Source organism: Psychrobacter fjordensis (assembly GCF_904845995.1).
Lineage (GTDB): Bacteria > Pseudomonadota > Gammaproteobacteria > Pseudomonadales > Moraxellaceae > Psychrobacter > Psychrobacter fjordensis.
This window is the reverse complement of the sequence record NZ_CAJGYP010000002.1, coordinates 1,227,698-1,244,431: the sequence shown is the minus strand read 5'-3', so window position 1 is coordinate 1,244,431 and position 16,734 is coordinate 1,227,698. Positions and strand designations below refer to the sequence as shown.

The window sequence follows — 16,734 nt, the reverse complement described above, 5'->3', positions numbered from 1 at the left end:
ACTCCCACGCCTATGATCACGGCGTATTGCATTGATTAGTCAGGCAATTATTGATTGCGTAGTTTTTTGAGACGAGCTTGTAGCTCAGCCAGTTTTTGGTTCTGTAGTTGAATTTTTTTGGTATAGCTATCAAGGACACTACTGGTTTTTGACAAGCGCTGAGCTTGTAAGGCCGCGTTTTCTCTTGATGCCTTGAGTGTTGCCAATACATCTGTACTAAGACCATTACCTGTTGCCGAAGCAGATTTCGCTTGAGTACCATCTGCACTGCCATTGTGACCAGGAGCTAGCACAGAAAACTGTGCTTTTGGTAATGTTTGTGTCTTCGTAATCATTGGTTTTTTACGTTGTTTCGTTGCTTGAGGTTTCTCAGCAGTTTTTTTAGCTGGTGTCTTAGCTGTTTTTTTTACCACTGGTATGTTTGCTCTGCGGTTATATTGTCTTTGTGCACTAATAGCCGCTTCTAATTTCTGTTGTGATGGCACAACGTCATAGCTAGGTAAGCTAAGCTTGGCATCTGCTTTTAATTGATCGGCATCTTTGTTAATGAAAGCATCAGGGTTTTGTGATTGAATCTGTTTCATCACGGTTTGCACATCGAGATCATTTTCTTGTGCTATCTGCTGAGCAATGACCCATAAGCTATCGTTGCGCTGTACCTGATACTGGGCAGCCGCAGTACTGATTGCCGTATTGTTGTCAGAGGCACTGTTGGCAACATTGGTGTTAGGAGATGCAGGTGCAACAATGTTAGCAGGTATATTATTCGTCGGAGTAGCGGTAGCGATGTTATTGCTAGTGTCGAGATCGGGCGTTGATATGTTTGCTTTATTATCGTTTGGTGCGGGCATCATAGGCACAGCAGTCATTATGCCATTATCTGACTTGCTACTTGGCTGTATTTGGCGGGTGATTTGTATATTTAAAATATCGAATTTTTTGTCAGTGAGCGCTGTAATCGATGTATTTTTATTTTCATTAAGGTCGGTATTATTGGTGCCGATTGTCGTAACATTATTATCTGTACTCAAACGACCATTGTCTAAACGGCTCGCTGAATTCGGTTTATTGTCATTAGTATTGGTATTATTTGTCTCAATGCTATTGCTCAGGCGACCATTATCCAAACGACTCGGTGCATAAGCAAGATTGGTGCCTTGCGCCGCATTACCCACGGTAGGTAACTGCATGCTCGGCGCTGGCAATTTAGAGGCAACTAACTCGCTCGTCGATACATTAGGCGCTGATATAAACGGTGGTGGCGCACCTTTTCTGACGGTTAATGGCTCGGCAATACTTGCGGATACACTTGGTAAACTGGGTTTTTTTGCGCCAGTAACGGTATTCTTAGTTGCTTCAACAGGCACATTATCATTAAGCGGCATCAACAATGTCTTAGGAATAACATTGTGTTGACCTTTATCATTTAGAGTCAGAACCACATCGGCAAAAGGCTTAGATACTGGCTGCGAAGTCGTTATAAATACCTGACCACTGGTCGCTGAAGTAGGCTGAAAGCGTACACTCATTGAGTCAGTCTGGGTCAACCCCATCTGTTGATAAATAGTAGAGTTTGCCAAGCTTGCTGAAAAATCAGACGCTCTAATATCTGAAACAGCAATGCTCGCTACCAGAGGCTCATGCTGAGCAGAAGTAACGACAGTCTTTCCTATCGTTGCCGCTTGTGCACTCGACACTAAGGCGGCATAACCTACAGAATAAAGTAGTGCCACCGATACCGCGCGATGTATATTAGTCAAACGATGAGATAAATGACCAGACATGTGCCGCCCTTTAGAATATAAGTTATCTTTGCTGTTATAACAAAATACCGCTTAGTTTACCAGTTTATTTCACAACTGTTGTGAACAATACAAAAAATGTTTAAGTAATGTTTAAGTCGATCTCTTCTCAAGCAGCATTGCATCGCCATAACTAAAGAAGCGATATTGCTCTTTAATAGCATGTTGATAAGCATGCTCTATCGTGTCTTTACCCGAAAATGCCGACACCAACATTAATAGCGTGGATTTAGGTAAATGAAAGTTGGTTAATAGTTTGTCTATTACACCAAACTTAAATCCTGGATAAATAAATATATCAGTGTCACCTGACCAACTAGACAGAGCCTGTCCATCATTGGCTGTTTTTTGATACGCTGTTTCGAGCACGCGGGTAACCGTCGTACCAATAGCGATAACTTGCTTACCATTAGCATGCGTTTGATTGATTAGGTCGGCGGTGGGTTGTGGTAGATGTGCGTACTCACTATGCATGGTGTGATTGAGTAAGTTGTCTGTTTTTACAGGCGCAAATGTACCAGCGCCGACATGCAAAGTGACAAAGGCGGTATTAATACCTTTTTCATTCAGTTTACTGAGTACTAAGTCATCAAAATGTAAGCTTGCGGTAGGAGCTGCCACGCTTGCAAGCTTGGTTGGGTCATGAAAGACTGTTTGATAGCGAGCATTATCTGTATCGTCAGCATGGCGTTCAAAGTAGGGCGGGATAGGCAACTCACCATAAAGCTCTAAGTGCGGCAAGATAGGGGCATCAAAAGCCAAAATAAATAAATTGTCTTGACGACCAATCATAGTCGCACTCATATGACCATCGGCGAGTTGCAAGCGTTGTCCAAGTTTAAGTGCTTTACTGGCTTTTACATGGCAAAGCGCAATATGCTCTTGATTGATTGGCTTATCAGTCATGTCCTCTAAATGCAGCGTTGCTGTATCCAAGTTCGAAATACCGACCAACCGCTCAATGAGCACTTCAAGTTTACCGCCAGTGTCTTTTTGGCCGAATAACCGTGCTTTCATAACTTTAGTGTCATTGAATACGATGAGGTCTCCAGCACTTAACAAGTCAGGCAGCTCAGCAAATAAACGATCTTCTACAGTAGTAGTGGTTTTCTGTTGGTCGGCAGGCAAGTATAGTAGTTTGGAGGCAGAACGTTGCGACAACGGATAGCGTGCAATCAGGCTATCCGGCAACTCATAATCGTAATCATCAACGCTTAAGTAATCTAAGGTATCGTTATCTTTATTAGTATCAATTAAGGCGTTGGTTTCAGAGTCTACAGCATGTATGTCGGTCATAATGAGTCTTTAAATGAATATAAATTTTGATGTAATTGTAGCAGAAATGAGATTGTGAAAGGACAGTTTAATAGCGACTCATGCACATACAAGTACAGTAGTTTCTTTAAAATAGCCTAAGCAATGATATAAGTAGCTGCTATCAGTTATTATATAATAATCATCAAAAAAACTGCTTAATACCAGTCGTCTATGAAGTTATTCAAACAAATTTAACTGAGGCAGTAATTGTGCAGCGGGTGCAAGGGAGGAGAAGGTGACACCCACTAAACGAATGGGCAACTCACGAGGAATATCTAAAAACAGCTTGTCTAACCAATAGTGCGCAGATTTGGCACTATCAAAAGCAGTTGATAAGGTGTGAGAGCGTGTTATTTGAGTAAAGTCTGCATATTTAACTTTGAGCGTAATGGTGTAGGCAATTAGTTGTTTTTTCTGCATTTGATTAAAAGCATCTTCATTCTGCTCATAAATCTGTATGCGTAACGCATTATTATCCGTTAGATTGTCTCTAAAGGTAGTCTCTGAGCCAATGGATTTATGCATGCGCTCAGACTTGACAGCGCGCTCATCACGCCCATGTGCGATGTCATGATAAAACTGGCCACGTTTGCCAAACTCCTGTACCAATACCGCTGCTGGCGTCTGCCGTAGATCGGCACCAACGTTCACGCCCATCGCATGTAGGCGTTTAGCAGTTGCTTTACCGATACCGTGAAAGCGCTCAATAGGTAAGGTGCTAATAAAGGCATCGGCATCTGCTGGCGTGATAATCGCAATGCCATTGGGTTTATTGATATCTGAAGCAATTTTGGCCAGCATTTTGTTAAATGAGACGCCGGCAGACGCTTTCAGTCCTGTGTGCTCTAGTATTTGAGCTCTCAGCCAATTGGCCATCAACGTCGCTGAGCCCTTATGTACTTCCAGTCCTGTGACATCTAGATAGGCTTCATCTAGCGATAATGGCTCAACGTTTGGGGTTAAGAGGTACATAATACGGCGAATCTCATCGCTCACTGCTCGATAAACTTCAAAACGTGGTCTTACAAAAACTACTTCTGGACAACGTTTGCGTGCCTCATAGCAAGACATGGCAGAACGTACACCAAATTTGCGTACTTCATAACTGGCTGCTGCGACGACACCGCGACCATTCGGATCGCCACCAACGACCAATGGCTTGCCTCGTAACTCAGGAAAATCACGCTGCTCCACGCTGGCATAAAAAGCATCCATATCTATATGAATAATTTTCCGAGAATTAGGCGTTATAGAGGTTGTCATAATCATTATTGTACCTGATTTGACTGCTTCGATTTATGATGAAAAGCTAGGTTTTAAGATAAGACCTTACAATAAATTGTTGGGCAATGTGGTGGAGCCATATAGATAATATAATCTACTACAAATCTTATATATCATAGGGTTGGAGAATAATAATAATTTTATCTAGCGTTGTTTAGTGAACATGTGTTTTCTATTACTCAGTCTAAATATAGTTTATCTAAAATTTATTTGTTTAGTTGCACCATTTGTCGTAACAACTTCACCGTTTGTCATGAATTTTACGTTTATATGTTACAGTTTTGCTTCCGGTGTTTTACAATATATTATCCGCGCTAATATACGACTATTAAACAATAAGCAATGCTTTGCGCATCTTAATTCTCACTCAAAAAAAGACGTTGCTTATCGCTCATACCAAAATAGAAGATTCGGTAATATTGGAATCAATGCTTTAAGAACACTTTGTTTTTAGAGGGTTTAGAATGACTAAGGAGCTGATGATGTACAACGAATTAAAAGGGAGTGATTTAACACGGGCAATGCTAGCACGAGGTGATCAGGATATATGGTGTGCAGTTTGTGATGAAAATGATGAACGCGCCATGATGGATCATTGTGGTAATGATTTTACGGCATATATTGTGTCATATAGTGACGGGTATTTTTATTGCAGCGCTGGCATGCCATGGAGGTTTGCCGTACCGATTAAGATATGTGCTGTCATGCAATACGAAACAGCGATGTAAGTATCGCAATAAATATTATCGGCATAAAAAACTTCCATATAAGGAGGTTTTTTTTGTTTTAATATTGGTATCAGTAACGGGATGCTGTTTTATATACTCAATTAATTGATTTTTCTGACTTTCATTTAATATATTATTTTTATACTAACTTCGTAACTAATATATATTTATCTGCAAGATGCAGTACCGTATCTAACACATTAGCCTCAAAAAACACGTCGACACCATTACTGCCACTTTTATCTGCTGAGCTAGGCTAGCATTCAAAGAAGCATAGCAAGGTGATACAAGTTTAGCTACTTTGCGGCGGTGTCAGACAATAAGCTGTCATGCTTGCCATTGCGACTAACACTCAGAGGTAAAAGCACCATGTAAAGCTATCGCACACCGAGTTACTTTGTAGGTTTAAAATTGCATGGTGACGTGAACTCAAAGCAGGCAGTACAAGATGCTGGAACTATTGATAAATGATTTAGCGAACATGGCTTTGATCAAGTCGCACTAGAGGAAGTGGCTAAGCTTGGCTATGTGAACTCATGTTTTGGCATCGATAGCGAAGATATAGTGAATGAGTTTTATCCTATGAAAAATGATTCAAGCCGCGGTTAGTCGCAACAAATTCATACTGCCACTAGTTACTGGTTTTGTGATATCTGTATTATACAAATTACCTTCTAAACGATAATATAAATAGATAAATAAAGTAAGGCACTAATAGTTTACATGAACCGTTACCGTATCAGAATAGCTAGCAGGTTTAACATCAGAGTTCGGCACTGTAACATATACCGTATGTAATTGAGCCGTGCCATTGCCCTCGCCAGTGACACCATTGGTTAAAGTGGCATAAGTGCTACCGTTGTTGCCCCATGTTCTTCCTGACGAGTTTGAGAGTAGCTGATAAGGGAGTTGATAGTTTTTGCTACCCGTGTCGATCATAACGCCTCGACCAACAACATCACCATTCGATGGTGCTAAACCGATGTTATAAAGAGCGCCACTGGTACAAGTCATGTCAATAGCCCTGTTGTTACTTCCAATAAAACTGGTAGCGCTTGCTGGTCGACTACCTAGGATGATGTCAGATGTAGTGTTTATTTTACACTCGTTAATCACGGTAGCTTGGACTTTAAACGGAAAATCACGTTGTTCATAGGGACTTGTTTCGCAATCAGATGTAGTCTGGTCGATGTGAGATTGGTACGTTAATGTAGTGTGGTTACCACTAAAGTCACTACTGTAAACCCCTTGGGAGGCAACAGTATTTCCAAAATTTGGTAGTAATGATACGTTTATAACTACGTGGCCAGTAACCGTTGTATTTGGTGGGATGAGAAAGGAGTTAGGTTTGTATACAGAGTCATTATCATTTCCCCAAAGAGCACCGTTCGGCAATGTCATAGTGAATGCTAGTTTGGAACCGTTAGGCCCAGTCATATAACGTGGGTGAAGAATGGCACTGTTGTAGTCGCCACCATCAACACCAAGGCAGACCGAAGCATACCTTTCCGATAAGGCATTGTTGGTACAGCTATAAGTTAAGGTGCCAGTAATTTGTGCATTGTTAGCGTTAGAAGGAGTAATAGTGTTACTGATATTAACAGTACCGGTATTCATGCTTGCTGTGCAAGTGATATCAGCATGCGCACTATTTATCGATAACCACAACACGATTGGCAGCAACAATAATCCGTAATGCCATTGACGTAATTTCATTATGATTGTACCTTTTGGCAGATAAAGGGCCCGATGAGAGGAATCTCATCACCTTGCTTGGAATAATCGAAACTAACAGTGCAGATATCATTAGAAGGGGTAGTTATCTCTAGTACATTATGTTTATCAAGTGTGTCGAGATACACCTCTCCGTCAAAACCAACAACCGTCGTTGGTACATCTTTATTGCTAAGCTGGCGCACTTGACTGCCAAGCGGTAGTGGTTGGTCATTGTTATCTACTAATACGACAGATGCTGAGCGTACCGGCGTGATATCAAAATCGACAAGAATGCCGGCAAGCTCGGTCGGCGTGGCATTTATGTTTACTTTGTCAATACGTAGATCTGCGGACAGTTGCATAGGGTCAATGCCAATCTTATTTTCTTGATAGGCATTCAGTGGTGTTACCAATAATAGACCTTGACTATTGGTCGTGCCGATGGGACTGTTTTGTAAAGAGACAGGTATATCGGCGATACCATTTGTAGAAACTACGGCAAAGCCACTATTTATCTGTCGAGCAGCAAACAAGCCACCACCCATCGTAACTACGGCACCTGTAGCATTTGCATAGCTTGCGTAGTCACCATCGTTGTTACTGATGCCCGCTCGTACTTGACCGTAGCGCCCAAGGTAATTCAGCTCGGCAAGGCCATCAGTGTTGTTCTTTTTCTCTGTACTACCTTCTAGACTGTGACGCGCTTGTGCCCGCCATCCGATACCACCTGCATTCGGAGCGGGTCGCGACACATCCACTGCAAAAGCAGTGCTATTATCAGTGTGTTGTATACTGTTGCTCAGCGAAATATTGCGATCTAGTGACAGTGAAGCACTAAGCGAGGCGTTGTTATTAGCAGAGTTATTAATATCTTGATTGTAATTAGCGCTTAAGCTTAATCTGCGACCAAAGGACTTAGACCAGTAGGCGCTGGCAAATTGTGTGGCCTCTTGCTCGGCCTGAGCCACCTGATTATAACTCATCCCAAAACGACCCAAAGATTGCGTGCTATAACTGGTTGAGATTTGCTCACTTCGACGAGCAGGGGCAGAGCCATATTGTGTGCCTACATCACGATAATTCCCCATAGTACCCATGGCATTGATACCAAGATTGAAGTGATTATTATTCCATGAGTAGTTTGTACTGTATTGCATGCCAGTTTGACTTTGACTCTCGCTACCCGCTAGTGAGGCGAACAATATACCACCCGATCTACCAAGCAGCCACGTGCCACCAACACCGGCATTACTGAGATCCTTGGTGACTTCAGCATGAGCTTCTGAGGTAAAGCGGTCACTCAACCCATAGCGCCATGTCCCACTGGCGGCAATATTGCTACCGTAATCAAAAGAATGAATACCATAATTTTCACGTACTGCCCCAAGCTCTATAGACCAGTCAGAGAGACCAGGCTGTAGTAAGCGATGCGCATCATATAAAGAGAAATTAAGTGTCGTACTTTGCCCTAACGCATCGGTTACTACCAACTGAGCAGTGCTTGCCCCACTGAAGCTTGGCACTGTGTCAAGCTTGAATGGCCCAGCAGGTACATCGCCACTGTATTGTTTAAGACCATTGACATAAAGCTCTACTGCTGAGGGCAGTGTAGCTGTACCAAAAAATGAAGGTAAAGGCGTGGTTGACCTATAGGGTTGGAGGTCAAAATTGGTGCCAATTTGTAGACCACCCAAACGCGTGGATCGTGTCCATGACAGAGCGCCCGTAAGGATATCACCTGCGCGAACCGTAATTAGCTTATCTGGAAATGACTGACTCCAGCTAGTATCCAGACGCACGCTACGACTATCCCAATCACTGCTATTGCTATCAGTAGAACTATTCGCGTTGGTCAAAGCAGTGGAACTGAGTACACCAAGCGTATTAAACGCGCGCAGCTCGGTATAAGCACTTAGGTTTTTGGCGCTGTTTTGAGTTTGGGTGCCATAGATATTATAGTTTAGCAACATACCAGAGGATGACGTGGGCTGCGGACGCTTATTGGTACGCGTGCTACGGATGGTGGTGTCTAGGTTGAGCATACTTAAAGGCGCGATAAGGCTCACGGTTTGCTGCCGAGCGTCATAATCAATATTGAGATCAGGTAAGCTATTTAGCAGTATAGCTTCGGTCGTATCGGAAGGTAATATAAAGCCAAGCTGTTGTAGGATGGCAGTACTGGCCCAGAGTTGATCGTCACGGTAGTAGAAATGCGTCAAGCCTGCACTAGCACCATTTAGAGTGACGTCCAGATACAGATCTAATCCATCTTTATCGTCAGAGGTGTAGCTGTCTAGGTTGAGCTTGGTAAGTTCGCTGTTGTCAATGCTTATAGCAACATCATTTAGTTCTACGGCGTGACTGGCTGGTAATGCCACGCATTGTAGAAAAGCTGCTTTAGCGAATAGATGTGTCCATCGTGACGTCTGGTGTCGTCTGAGTGCCATTCATCATAACCTTGAATTTACCACCTGTTGTTATTACAGAGGGCGGTATTTTCAGCGTCCAGTTCATAGTAGCATCAGGTAAGACATAACCTAGCAGCCCTGGATTGATCACCGTGCTATTACCGGCTGTATCCACAAAGCTCAGTCCGGCCAACTGGGCATGACCATTACCACTATTGCTGACGCGGAGTTTTATCGCTTTGCCATCTGGTTGCAAGAGCGTACTCCACTGCAACTGAGGAGTGGTTTTAGTCACCCCTATCGGCTGTACAAAGACGGGTAGAGAGTAGCTAAGTGCAAACTGCAAGCCTGTCGTCGGGTTGGCAGATTTGATGGGTAACTCATTGACCAAAATACGATAAGCGGCTTCCACAGCATCTGTACCTTGCGGCGGTGCTTTCGCACGAATGATTCGAATGAGTTGTTTTTCACCCGGTTTCAGCTCAAGCATCGGTGGACTGGCTAATAGTCCTCGAGAGGGAGTAAGCTGATCGCCTTGTTCATCCTGTAACCATTGATATACGCGTACTTGCGCGTGTACCATATTGTTACCAGAATTACTCAGGGTCAGACCACTCGCATTCTCGCGAGCTGGTAGACTCAACGAGATGGGAGAGACCTGAAGGCCACTCGCCACTGCCAAACTAGATGACAATAGCAAGGCTAAAATAAAAACAGGTCGGGCAGCGTGGTGTAACCAAATACTTAGCATCACTATTAGTAAATGATAGAAGCGGTAATAGTATCTTCATACGTATCTTGCTTAACGTCAGTGCTACCCGTTATTGTTGCATATACAGAGTGTAAAATAGGTGTAGATACGCCTGCACCTGAACCAGCAATACCGTTACCATCAGCATCAATACCAAGAGCTCCAGTATTACCCCAAGCTGTAGTACCTTCTGCATCAGAGTTCAATTGATAAGCAATAGTGTCGCCCAAAGTTCCAGTCATAAGACCTTCACCGGTAGTACTAGTTGAGTTACCAGTCGTTGATAGATTTATGACATAAGGCGCGTCATTAGAGCATTTTACTGAGATATCTCCAGCAGACTTTTTATTAGAAATATCAGTACCTGTGGTACCAGCAGCAATATCCGTAAAACTAATAGAGGCACCAGAGGCGTCTATCGTACAAACAGATTCAATTGTCGTTGTGATTGTAAAATCAGATGACTCTGTGCCAGATGCATTCGCGCTAGACATAGCAGCGAATCCACCAACAGTGAGAAATGCAGTAGTAAGTAGTTTTTTGTTAAATGTCATGGTACTTCTCCAGAGAGTATAAATATTTTGAATATTTCAGTGAGTTATAGAAAATATTAAATTGATGATTGACCTAGATCTCGACAAATAGTGTAAATCGCAGGTTCAAGTAATACAAAATGCTTACCTGAGTACAGATATTACAAAATATATACCGTTTATCATCTAATTTATACCGTTTGTCGTTTTTGTCACTGCATTGTAATGTAGTTGTTACGATATTGCACGATAAAGGTTTGATTAGTATTATATGTTTATAGCTAATAACTCTATATATTAATATTTAAGAAAATGATAATTAACTTTATCTAAACTATTCGCTTGAAATTGTTTGTATTTTAGAACTTTGGCATCTCTTTTATTTCTTTTACAAATACTTAGATTAATGTTGATATGGCTAGAGAGCTTTATCTGTTAACGACAAGCGATGCAAGTCATAACCAGCAAGGTTATATAAGAAATGGCTCAACGACTCGTGACGTGACCAGTGTTGAGTAAGGGCTACGACAAGGCGTGATGGCTATGAGTTAGCGCAGCTAAAGAAAAGTGTCGAAAAGGAGCTGATTATTCAGCTTTTTTTTATGGCTTCAACTAATTGATTAGAAACTGTATATGACTAGTTCTAGTAAAGTATTGCCTAATAGGAAATAAAAAACCATTCCATTCCATTGCATTAACTTACTACTTCTTGCAACTAGATAAAAATAGGTATACGATTCATATACGTTTCGTATACTAAGAGCTTTATATGGGTATTGTTAAAATTGGTGATGAGCTGCACGAAGAAATTCGCAAAGCAAGCTCAGTCATGGTGCGCTCTATCAACGCACAAGCTGAATATTGGATCAAGATAGGAATGCTTGCTGAATCTAATCCCAATATGTCTTATAACCAAATTATCAATGAGCAAATGAGACAAGCTGATATTAATGTAAGGAACCTTATAGATGGATAAGGTCATACTTAAAAATGCAGCGGAATTGGAAATCATGCGCGAGTCTGGAAGGCTTCTAGCCTCTGTCTTTGATTATCTAGACGAAAAAATCACAGTCGGTATCTCTACGATGGATATTAATGATCTTGCCGAACGCTATATTGTCGATCAGCTAGGCGCACGCCCAGCTAGTAAAGGCCAGTATGGCTATCAGTATGCATTAAATACCTCAGTGAATAACGTGGTCTGCCATGGTATTCCTTCAGACCAGCAAATACTTAAATCAGGTGATATTGTGAATGTGGATATTACCCTAGAGCAAGGTGATTTTATTGCCGATTCTAGCAAAATGTATTTGATAGGTGAGGTATCACCTCTCGCAAAACGTTTGGTTAATAAGACCTATGAAGCTATGTGGGAAGGAATACGAGCAGTGAAACCTGGAGCGACGCTAGGTGATGTTGGTCATGCTCTTCAAAGTTATGCTGAGAAACAGGGATACTCTGTAGTGCGGGAGTATTGTGGTCATGGTATTGGACGTGAAATGCATGAAGAACCGCAAGTGCTTCATTACGGACATTTGGGAAAAGGTCTAGTTCTAGAAGGAGGTATGACATTTACCATTGAACCCATGATTAATCAAGGTAAGGCTAAAGTTAAGGTCAAAAAAGATGGCTGGACGGTAATTACCAACGATAAGAAGTTATCTGCTCAGTGGGAACATACAATTGCTGTCACGTCTGATGGCTATGAGGTTCTTACTCTGCGAAAAGATGAAGCTATTTCAGCCGTTTGATCTTTGTAAGAGTATTTGGTAAGGCGCTTCCTTAAATGGGCAGCGCCTTTTTTAATGTCTTACACTTTCACTATTTTAATCGCTCTATCTACTAGTGTGTATCACTCACACCTAAATATCCTTCAGCGTATTATGATCGCTCTTGAAACGCTATGTACAACCTTTGAAGTCTATGCGATCGAGCAGGCATTTCTATACCTAGCGAACTATTCTATTGACATGAAATAGCTCAATGCTTACGACAGCCCGGCCATCGTAACATCAGACTATGTTATTCGCATTTTTGGTTAAATTGTATAATATCTTTTTCGCCATCATAGTAGCTTAATCACTGTTTGACCCTGATCTAATACCGGTAGTTCCTGCTCATCTTTTAGTTCAACCCCAGATAGCTTGAGCTCATAAGATTTCTCCATTAATGCTAAGAGACGACTTGCTGCCACTCTGGTTGGCAGGCCAGCATTACGCACATTAGAGATGCAGTTCCTCATAGCATCATGACTCGAAGATTGAGCATCCCAAGTATAGTAAATACCTAAGCTATCAGGAGAGCTCAAACCTGGACGCTCTCCTATCAGCATGACCAGCATTTTGGCATGAAGACGCTCTGCTACCTCATCTCCTAAAGCGACACGGCTACCAGTAGCGATAACTAAGGGGGCGATAGTCCAACCTTTATCATTAAAAAGGGAGATTAGTTCTGCAACAAGTTTGGGAGCATTCTCGGCTATCGCTCTCGCTGATAAGCCATCGCCCATAACGATAGCAACATCGTAGGACTTGTCCTTACCGAATATTTCCAATTGCTTAGCGGATTCCATACTAAGCAGTCTGCCCCAATCTGGCCGTTTAAGATATTCAGATTTATCTTGCGCTTGGCTCGTGACTCTCAGTATTTTTAAGCTATCACTGACCTGATTCTCTTGATTATTTGTCTGATCTGAACTCTCTGCAACCAGTTCTAAATCTAGCTCGACTATAGATGAGCGGCAATGCTCAGAAAGCTTCACGACTAAAGCATCAACATCTAAGTCCTGTAATACAGCATCTTTTGCCTCAGCGTGATCAAGCTGAAACTTGAGCAAGGGCTTAGTGGGGACACTACAGCCTACACGTCCCAAAGCAATTCTAGAGTCTGTGTATTGTTTTAACTTCTCCCAAGGGTCTAAATGCACTAAATCACTAGCACTGTTTGTATTCGATTTGACATGCTCTTTGACAGTCAGTGATGTCTTATCTTGTGAGTAATCAATGGACATAGCATTTCTCTTTATAGTGTATCGACGTTTTCTATACTCTCGCTTAAGTAAGCTTACTACCCATTATTCCTGACAGTAAGGCAGACGGTTTGTCTGACCAATTGATACTATTGCCAGATTGAGTATAGATGTCATTATTACTCAGCCAAAGCGCAAATTCAGGGGCAGGGGAAAGACCAAGAAGTTGTCTAATGTATAGAGCGTCATGAAACGAAGTCGTCTGATAGTTGAGCATGACATCGTCTGAGCCCGGAATACCCATAATAAAGTTAATGCCAGCATTGGCAAGCAACGTCAGTAACGTATCCATATCGTCCTGATCTGCATCAGCGTGATTGGTATAGCAAATATCACAACCCATAGGTACGCCAAGAAGTTTGCCACAAAAATGATCTTCTAATCCTGCTCGAATGATTTGTTTACCATCGAAGAGGTACTCAGGCCCGATGAAACCAACCACAGTATTGACCAACAAAGGGTTAAACTCTCTAGCCACAGCATAAGCTCTGGCTTCAAGCGTCTGCTGATCAGCGCCAAAGTTAGCATTACTGGATAACGCACTACCTTGACCTGTCTCAAAATACATGACGTTTTGACCTACTGTGCCACGATTAAGACTCGTGGCAGCGTCATACCCTTCTCTTAACATCGCTAAGTTTATGCCATAGCTAGTATTCGCTTTTTCACTACCTGTGATGGACTGGAAAACCAAATCGACTGGTACGTTTTTATTGATTAACTGTATAGCGGAAGTGATATGGGTTAAAACGCAAGATTGAGTAGGGATTTGATATTCGGAGATTACATGGTCTAGTAGTTTCAATAGTTCAGACAGGTTCTGAATATTATCGGTAGCAGGGTTAATCCCAATGACCGCATCACCATTGCCATACATCAATCCATCAATGATGCTTGCAGAAATACCTAATAGATCGTCGGTTGGATGATTGGGCTGTAATCGTGTAGATAGAGATCCTTCTAGACCGATGGTATTACGAAATTTAGTGACCACGCGGCATTTTTTCGCTATCAAGATAAGATCTTGTACCCGCATTATTTTACTGACGGCTGCGACCATCTCAGGTGTAAAGGCATATTTTAATTCGGATATGGTCTCTGTGGTCGCTGACTCTCCCAACAGCCAGTCTCTTAAGTCTCCAACAGTAAAGCTGGCTATTTTAGAGAATGCTTGAGAATCATGCTGTTCCATAATCAAACGAGTGACTTCATCCGTCTCATGGGGTATTAAAAAGTCTTCTAAAAAGTCAGTTAATAAACAGTCTGCTAACGCCATTTGTGCTGCTACGCGCTCAGTGGCATCGCTGGCTGCTACTCCAGCTAGCTCATCACCCGAGCGTCTAGGTGATGCTTTTGCTAGCAAGGTTTTTAAGTCTTTAAATTGGTAGCTTCGCTGTCCTACGGTATGTTTATATGCCATGTTAACCACCTTGATTTCATCATCATATTAATTAGTTCTAATATGTGAGTTGCTAACGAAACTATTTATTATGTATTTCAAATTATCATGACCTTAAGTTTCAATTTAGCTCAAACTTAAAGTCATGTGAGAAGCATTTAATTAACTTATACAACATCATAATCAGTGACTTTATAATTAGTGCTTTTAACTCAATTCATCCGCTGCGGCTTCTATTTGCGCGAACTCCTCTTCAGGTGTACCACTGACTAAATGATGCCGACTAAATATAACGAAATAAAGAATGAAGACGACATAAATACCAGCGGCCATAAACCATACTTTAGGATCTACCATCAATCCTGCTATTACGGCAAGCAATGCCAAACCTAAAGCGATACCTGAAGTGAAAATACCACCGGGTGTTTTATAAGGACGAGCAAGATCAGGCCGAGATAAACGTAATTTAATATGAGATGCCATCATGAGAACATATGACACAGTTGCACCAAATACAGCCATCAGGATAAGCAAGTCACCTTCACCGGTAAGTGATAACAGGAAACCTATAACTCCAGGAACAATAAGCGCTAAATAGGGGGCTTTATTATTGTTTGTTAATGATAGTTTCTTAGGTAGGTATCCTGCGCGAGACAACGCAAATATCTGTCTAGAGTAGGCATAAATAATCGAGAAGAAACTCGCAATTAAACCAGCCAAACCAACAAAATTTACAAAACTTGCTAACCAAGAATTGCTTCCATATACAGACGCTAAAGCATCTACTAAGGGTGCGCCTGAGTCTTTTAACGCATCAGCGCCAGCCGCTCCTGGTCCTAAAAATAGTATAAGAATGGCAAATGTTGCGAGTATCAACATCGAGCCAATCAATCCACGTGGTAAAGATTTAGCTGGGTCTTTGGCCTCTTCAGCGGCTAAGGGCACACCTTCAACCGCTAAAAAGAACCAAATAGCGTATGGCACAGCGGCCCAAATCCCGATATAGCCGTATGGTAAGAATGAGCTTGCGCCTGCTTGATTGCCAACTGCAATGTCAAAAAGGTTTTTACTGTCGAAATGAGGAATCATTGCTACTATAAATACACCCAGTGCGATACAAGCAATAGCGGTGATACCAAACATAATCTTTAAAGCTTCACCAGCACCTTTCAAATGAATGGCTATGAAGACAATATAGCAAGCCAGATATACCATCCATCCACCAATACCAAATAAAGATTCACAGTAGGCACCAATGAATACGGCAATAGCAGCTGGCGCAATAGCGTATTCGATTAAAATGGCTGTACCCGTTAAATAACCGCCCAAAGGACCAAAGGCAGTTCGGGCAAAGCTATAACCACCACCTGCAGTAGGCAACATTGTCGCCATTTCTGACATAGATAAGCACATACAAAGATACATTATAGCGACCACAATGGTGGCAACAAACATCCCACCCCAACCACCTTGAGCAAGCCCAAAGTTCCAACCTGCAAAATCTCCAGAAATGACATAGGCAACACCAAGGCCTATTAATAGTACCCAGCCGACTGCACCTTGTTTGAGTTGTCTTTTAGCAAAATAGTCTTTTTCAGCCTGAGTGCTTCCTACTGCGCCATTCATCTGGCCATTAGCGTTTTTAGGCATGGTATTCTCCAAAGCTCAGCCAATGAATAATGAACTGGCAAGCTCTCATCAAAGTAACCTTAAAATTGATAAAACATCAATGCGTCAAGCCTGCTTTTGGATTTACAGACCTGACTCA

General features: G+C 42.0%; 13 protein-coding genes. 3 read left to right on the top strand and 10 right to left on the bottom strand.

Features of this window, described 5'->3' with window-relative positions; all coding sequences use genetic code 11:
- Positions 1 to 47: 47 nt before the first annotated feature.
- The 3 genes from JMW61_RS13510 to dinB form a co-directional block, all read right to left on the bottom strand.
- Positions 48 to 1,784, bottom strand: coding sequence for a FimV/HubP-related protein (locus JMW61_RS13510; RefSeq protein ID WP_201551876.1), 1,737 nt, complete (start codon positions 1,782 to 1,784; stop codon positions 48 to 50).
- A 111-nt stretch (positions 1,785 to 1,895) separates the two neighbouring features.
- On the bottom strand, positions 1,896 to 3,098 hold the full coding sequence (queA, locus tag JMW61_RS13505; RefSeq protein WP_201551875.1) for a tRNA preQ1(34) S-adenosylmethionine ribosyltransferase-isomerase QueA: 1,203 nt from the start codon (positions 3,096 to 3,098) through the stop codon (positions 1,896 to 1,898).
- A 198-nt stretch (positions 3,099 to 3,296) separates the two neighbouring features.
- Positions 3,297 to 4,382 (bottom strand): DNA polymerase IV, encoded by a 1,086-nt coding sequence (gene dinB / locus JMW61_RS13500; protein WP_201551874.1) that lies wholly within the window; start codon positions 4,380 to 4,382, stop codon positions 3,297 to 3,299.
- 503 nt (positions 4,383 to 4,885) lie between these two features.
- Here dinB and JMW61_RS13495 point away from each other — a divergent pair.
- Positions 4,886 to 5,131, top strand: a complete 246-nt coding sequence (locus JMW61_RS13495) for a hypothetical protein (protein ID WP_110922539.1) — start codon at positions 4,886 to 4,888, stop codon at positions 5,129 to 5,131.
- A gap of 711 nt (positions 5,132 to 5,842) precedes the next feature.
- Here the strand turns inward: JMW61_RS13495 and JMW61_RS13490 are convergent.
- From JMW61_RS13490 to JMW61_RS13475, 4 genes are read right to left on the bottom strand one after another with little or no spacing between them, the layout of a single operon-like run.
- On the bottom strand, positions 5,843 to 6,847 hold the full coding sequence (locus tag JMW61_RS13490) for a Csu type fimbrial protein (protein ID WP_201551873.1): 1,005 nt from the start codon (positions 6,845 to 6,847) through the stop codon (positions 5,843 to 5,845).
- Positions 6,847 to 9,294, bottom strand: coding sequence for a fimbria/pilus outer membrane usher protein (locus JMW61_RS13485; RefSeq protein WP_201551872.1), 2,448 nt, complete (start codon positions 9,292 to 9,294; stop codon positions 6,847 to 6,849). The genes JMW61_RS13490 and JMW61_RS13485 overlap by 1 nt, the downstream gene beginning before the upstream one ends.
- The gene (locus tag JMW61_RS13480; RefSeq protein ID WP_201551871.1) at positions 9,245 to 10,006 is read right to left on the bottom strand and encodes a fimbrial biogenesis chaperone; all 762 of its coding nucleotides are present in this window, start codon (positions 10,004 to 10,006) and stop codon (positions 9,245 to 9,247) included. The genes JMW61_RS13485 and JMW61_RS13480 overlap by 50 nt, the downstream gene beginning before the upstream one ends.
- Positions 10,007 to 10,011: 5 nt before the next feature.
- Complete coding sequence (locus JMW61_RS13475) at positions 10,012 to 10,560, bottom strand: spore coat protein U domain-containing protein (RefSeq protein ID WP_201551870.1); 549 nt, start codon at positions 10,558 to 10,560, stop codon at positions 10,012 to 10,014.
- Between the two features lie 748 nt (positions 10,561 to 11,308).
- On the opposite strand from JMW61_RS13475, the gene JMW61_RS13470 reads away from it, so the two are divergent.
- Positions 11,309 to 11,515 carry a ParD-like family protein gene (locus JMW61_RS13470; protein WP_201551869.1) on the top strand — a complete coding sequence of 69 codons (207 nt, stop codon included), beginning with the start codon at positions 11,309 to 11,311 and terminating at the stop codon, positions 11,513 to 11,515.
- Complete coding sequence (map, locus tag JMW61_RS13465) at positions 11,508 to 12,290, top strand: type I methionyl aminopeptidase (protein ID WP_201551868.1); 783 nt, start codon at positions 11,508 to 11,510, stop codon at positions 12,288 to 12,290. Before JMW61_RS13470 ends, map begins: the two co-directional genes overlap by 8 nt.
- Positions 12,291 to 12,604: 314 nt before the next feature.
- On the opposite strand, the gene eutC is transcribed toward map, so the two are convergent.
- From eutC to eat, 3 genes are all read right to left on the bottom strand, one after another.
- Positions 12,605 to 13,549: an ethanolamine ammonia-lyase subunit EutC gene (eutC, locus tag JMW61_RS13460; RefSeq protein WP_201551867.1), complete on the bottom strand. Its 945-nt coding sequence runs from the start codon at positions 13,547 to 13,549 to the stop codon at positions 12,605 to 12,607.
- Between the two features lie 43 nt (positions 13,550 to 13,592).
- Entirely contained in the window at positions 13,593 to 14,987 is a 1,395-nt protein-coding gene (locus JMW61_RS13455) for an ethanolamine ammonia-lyase subunit EutB (RefSeq protein WP_201551866.1), read from the bottom strand.
- A 186-nt stretch (positions 14,988 to 15,173) separates the two neighbouring features.
- A complete protein-coding gene (eat, locus tag JMW61_RS13450) occupies positions 15,174 to 16,592 on the bottom strand; it encodes an ethanolamine permease (RefSeq protein WP_406947848.1) in 1,419 nt (472 codons plus the stop codon).
- Between the last annotated feature and the right edge of the window lie 142 nt (positions 16,593 to 16,734).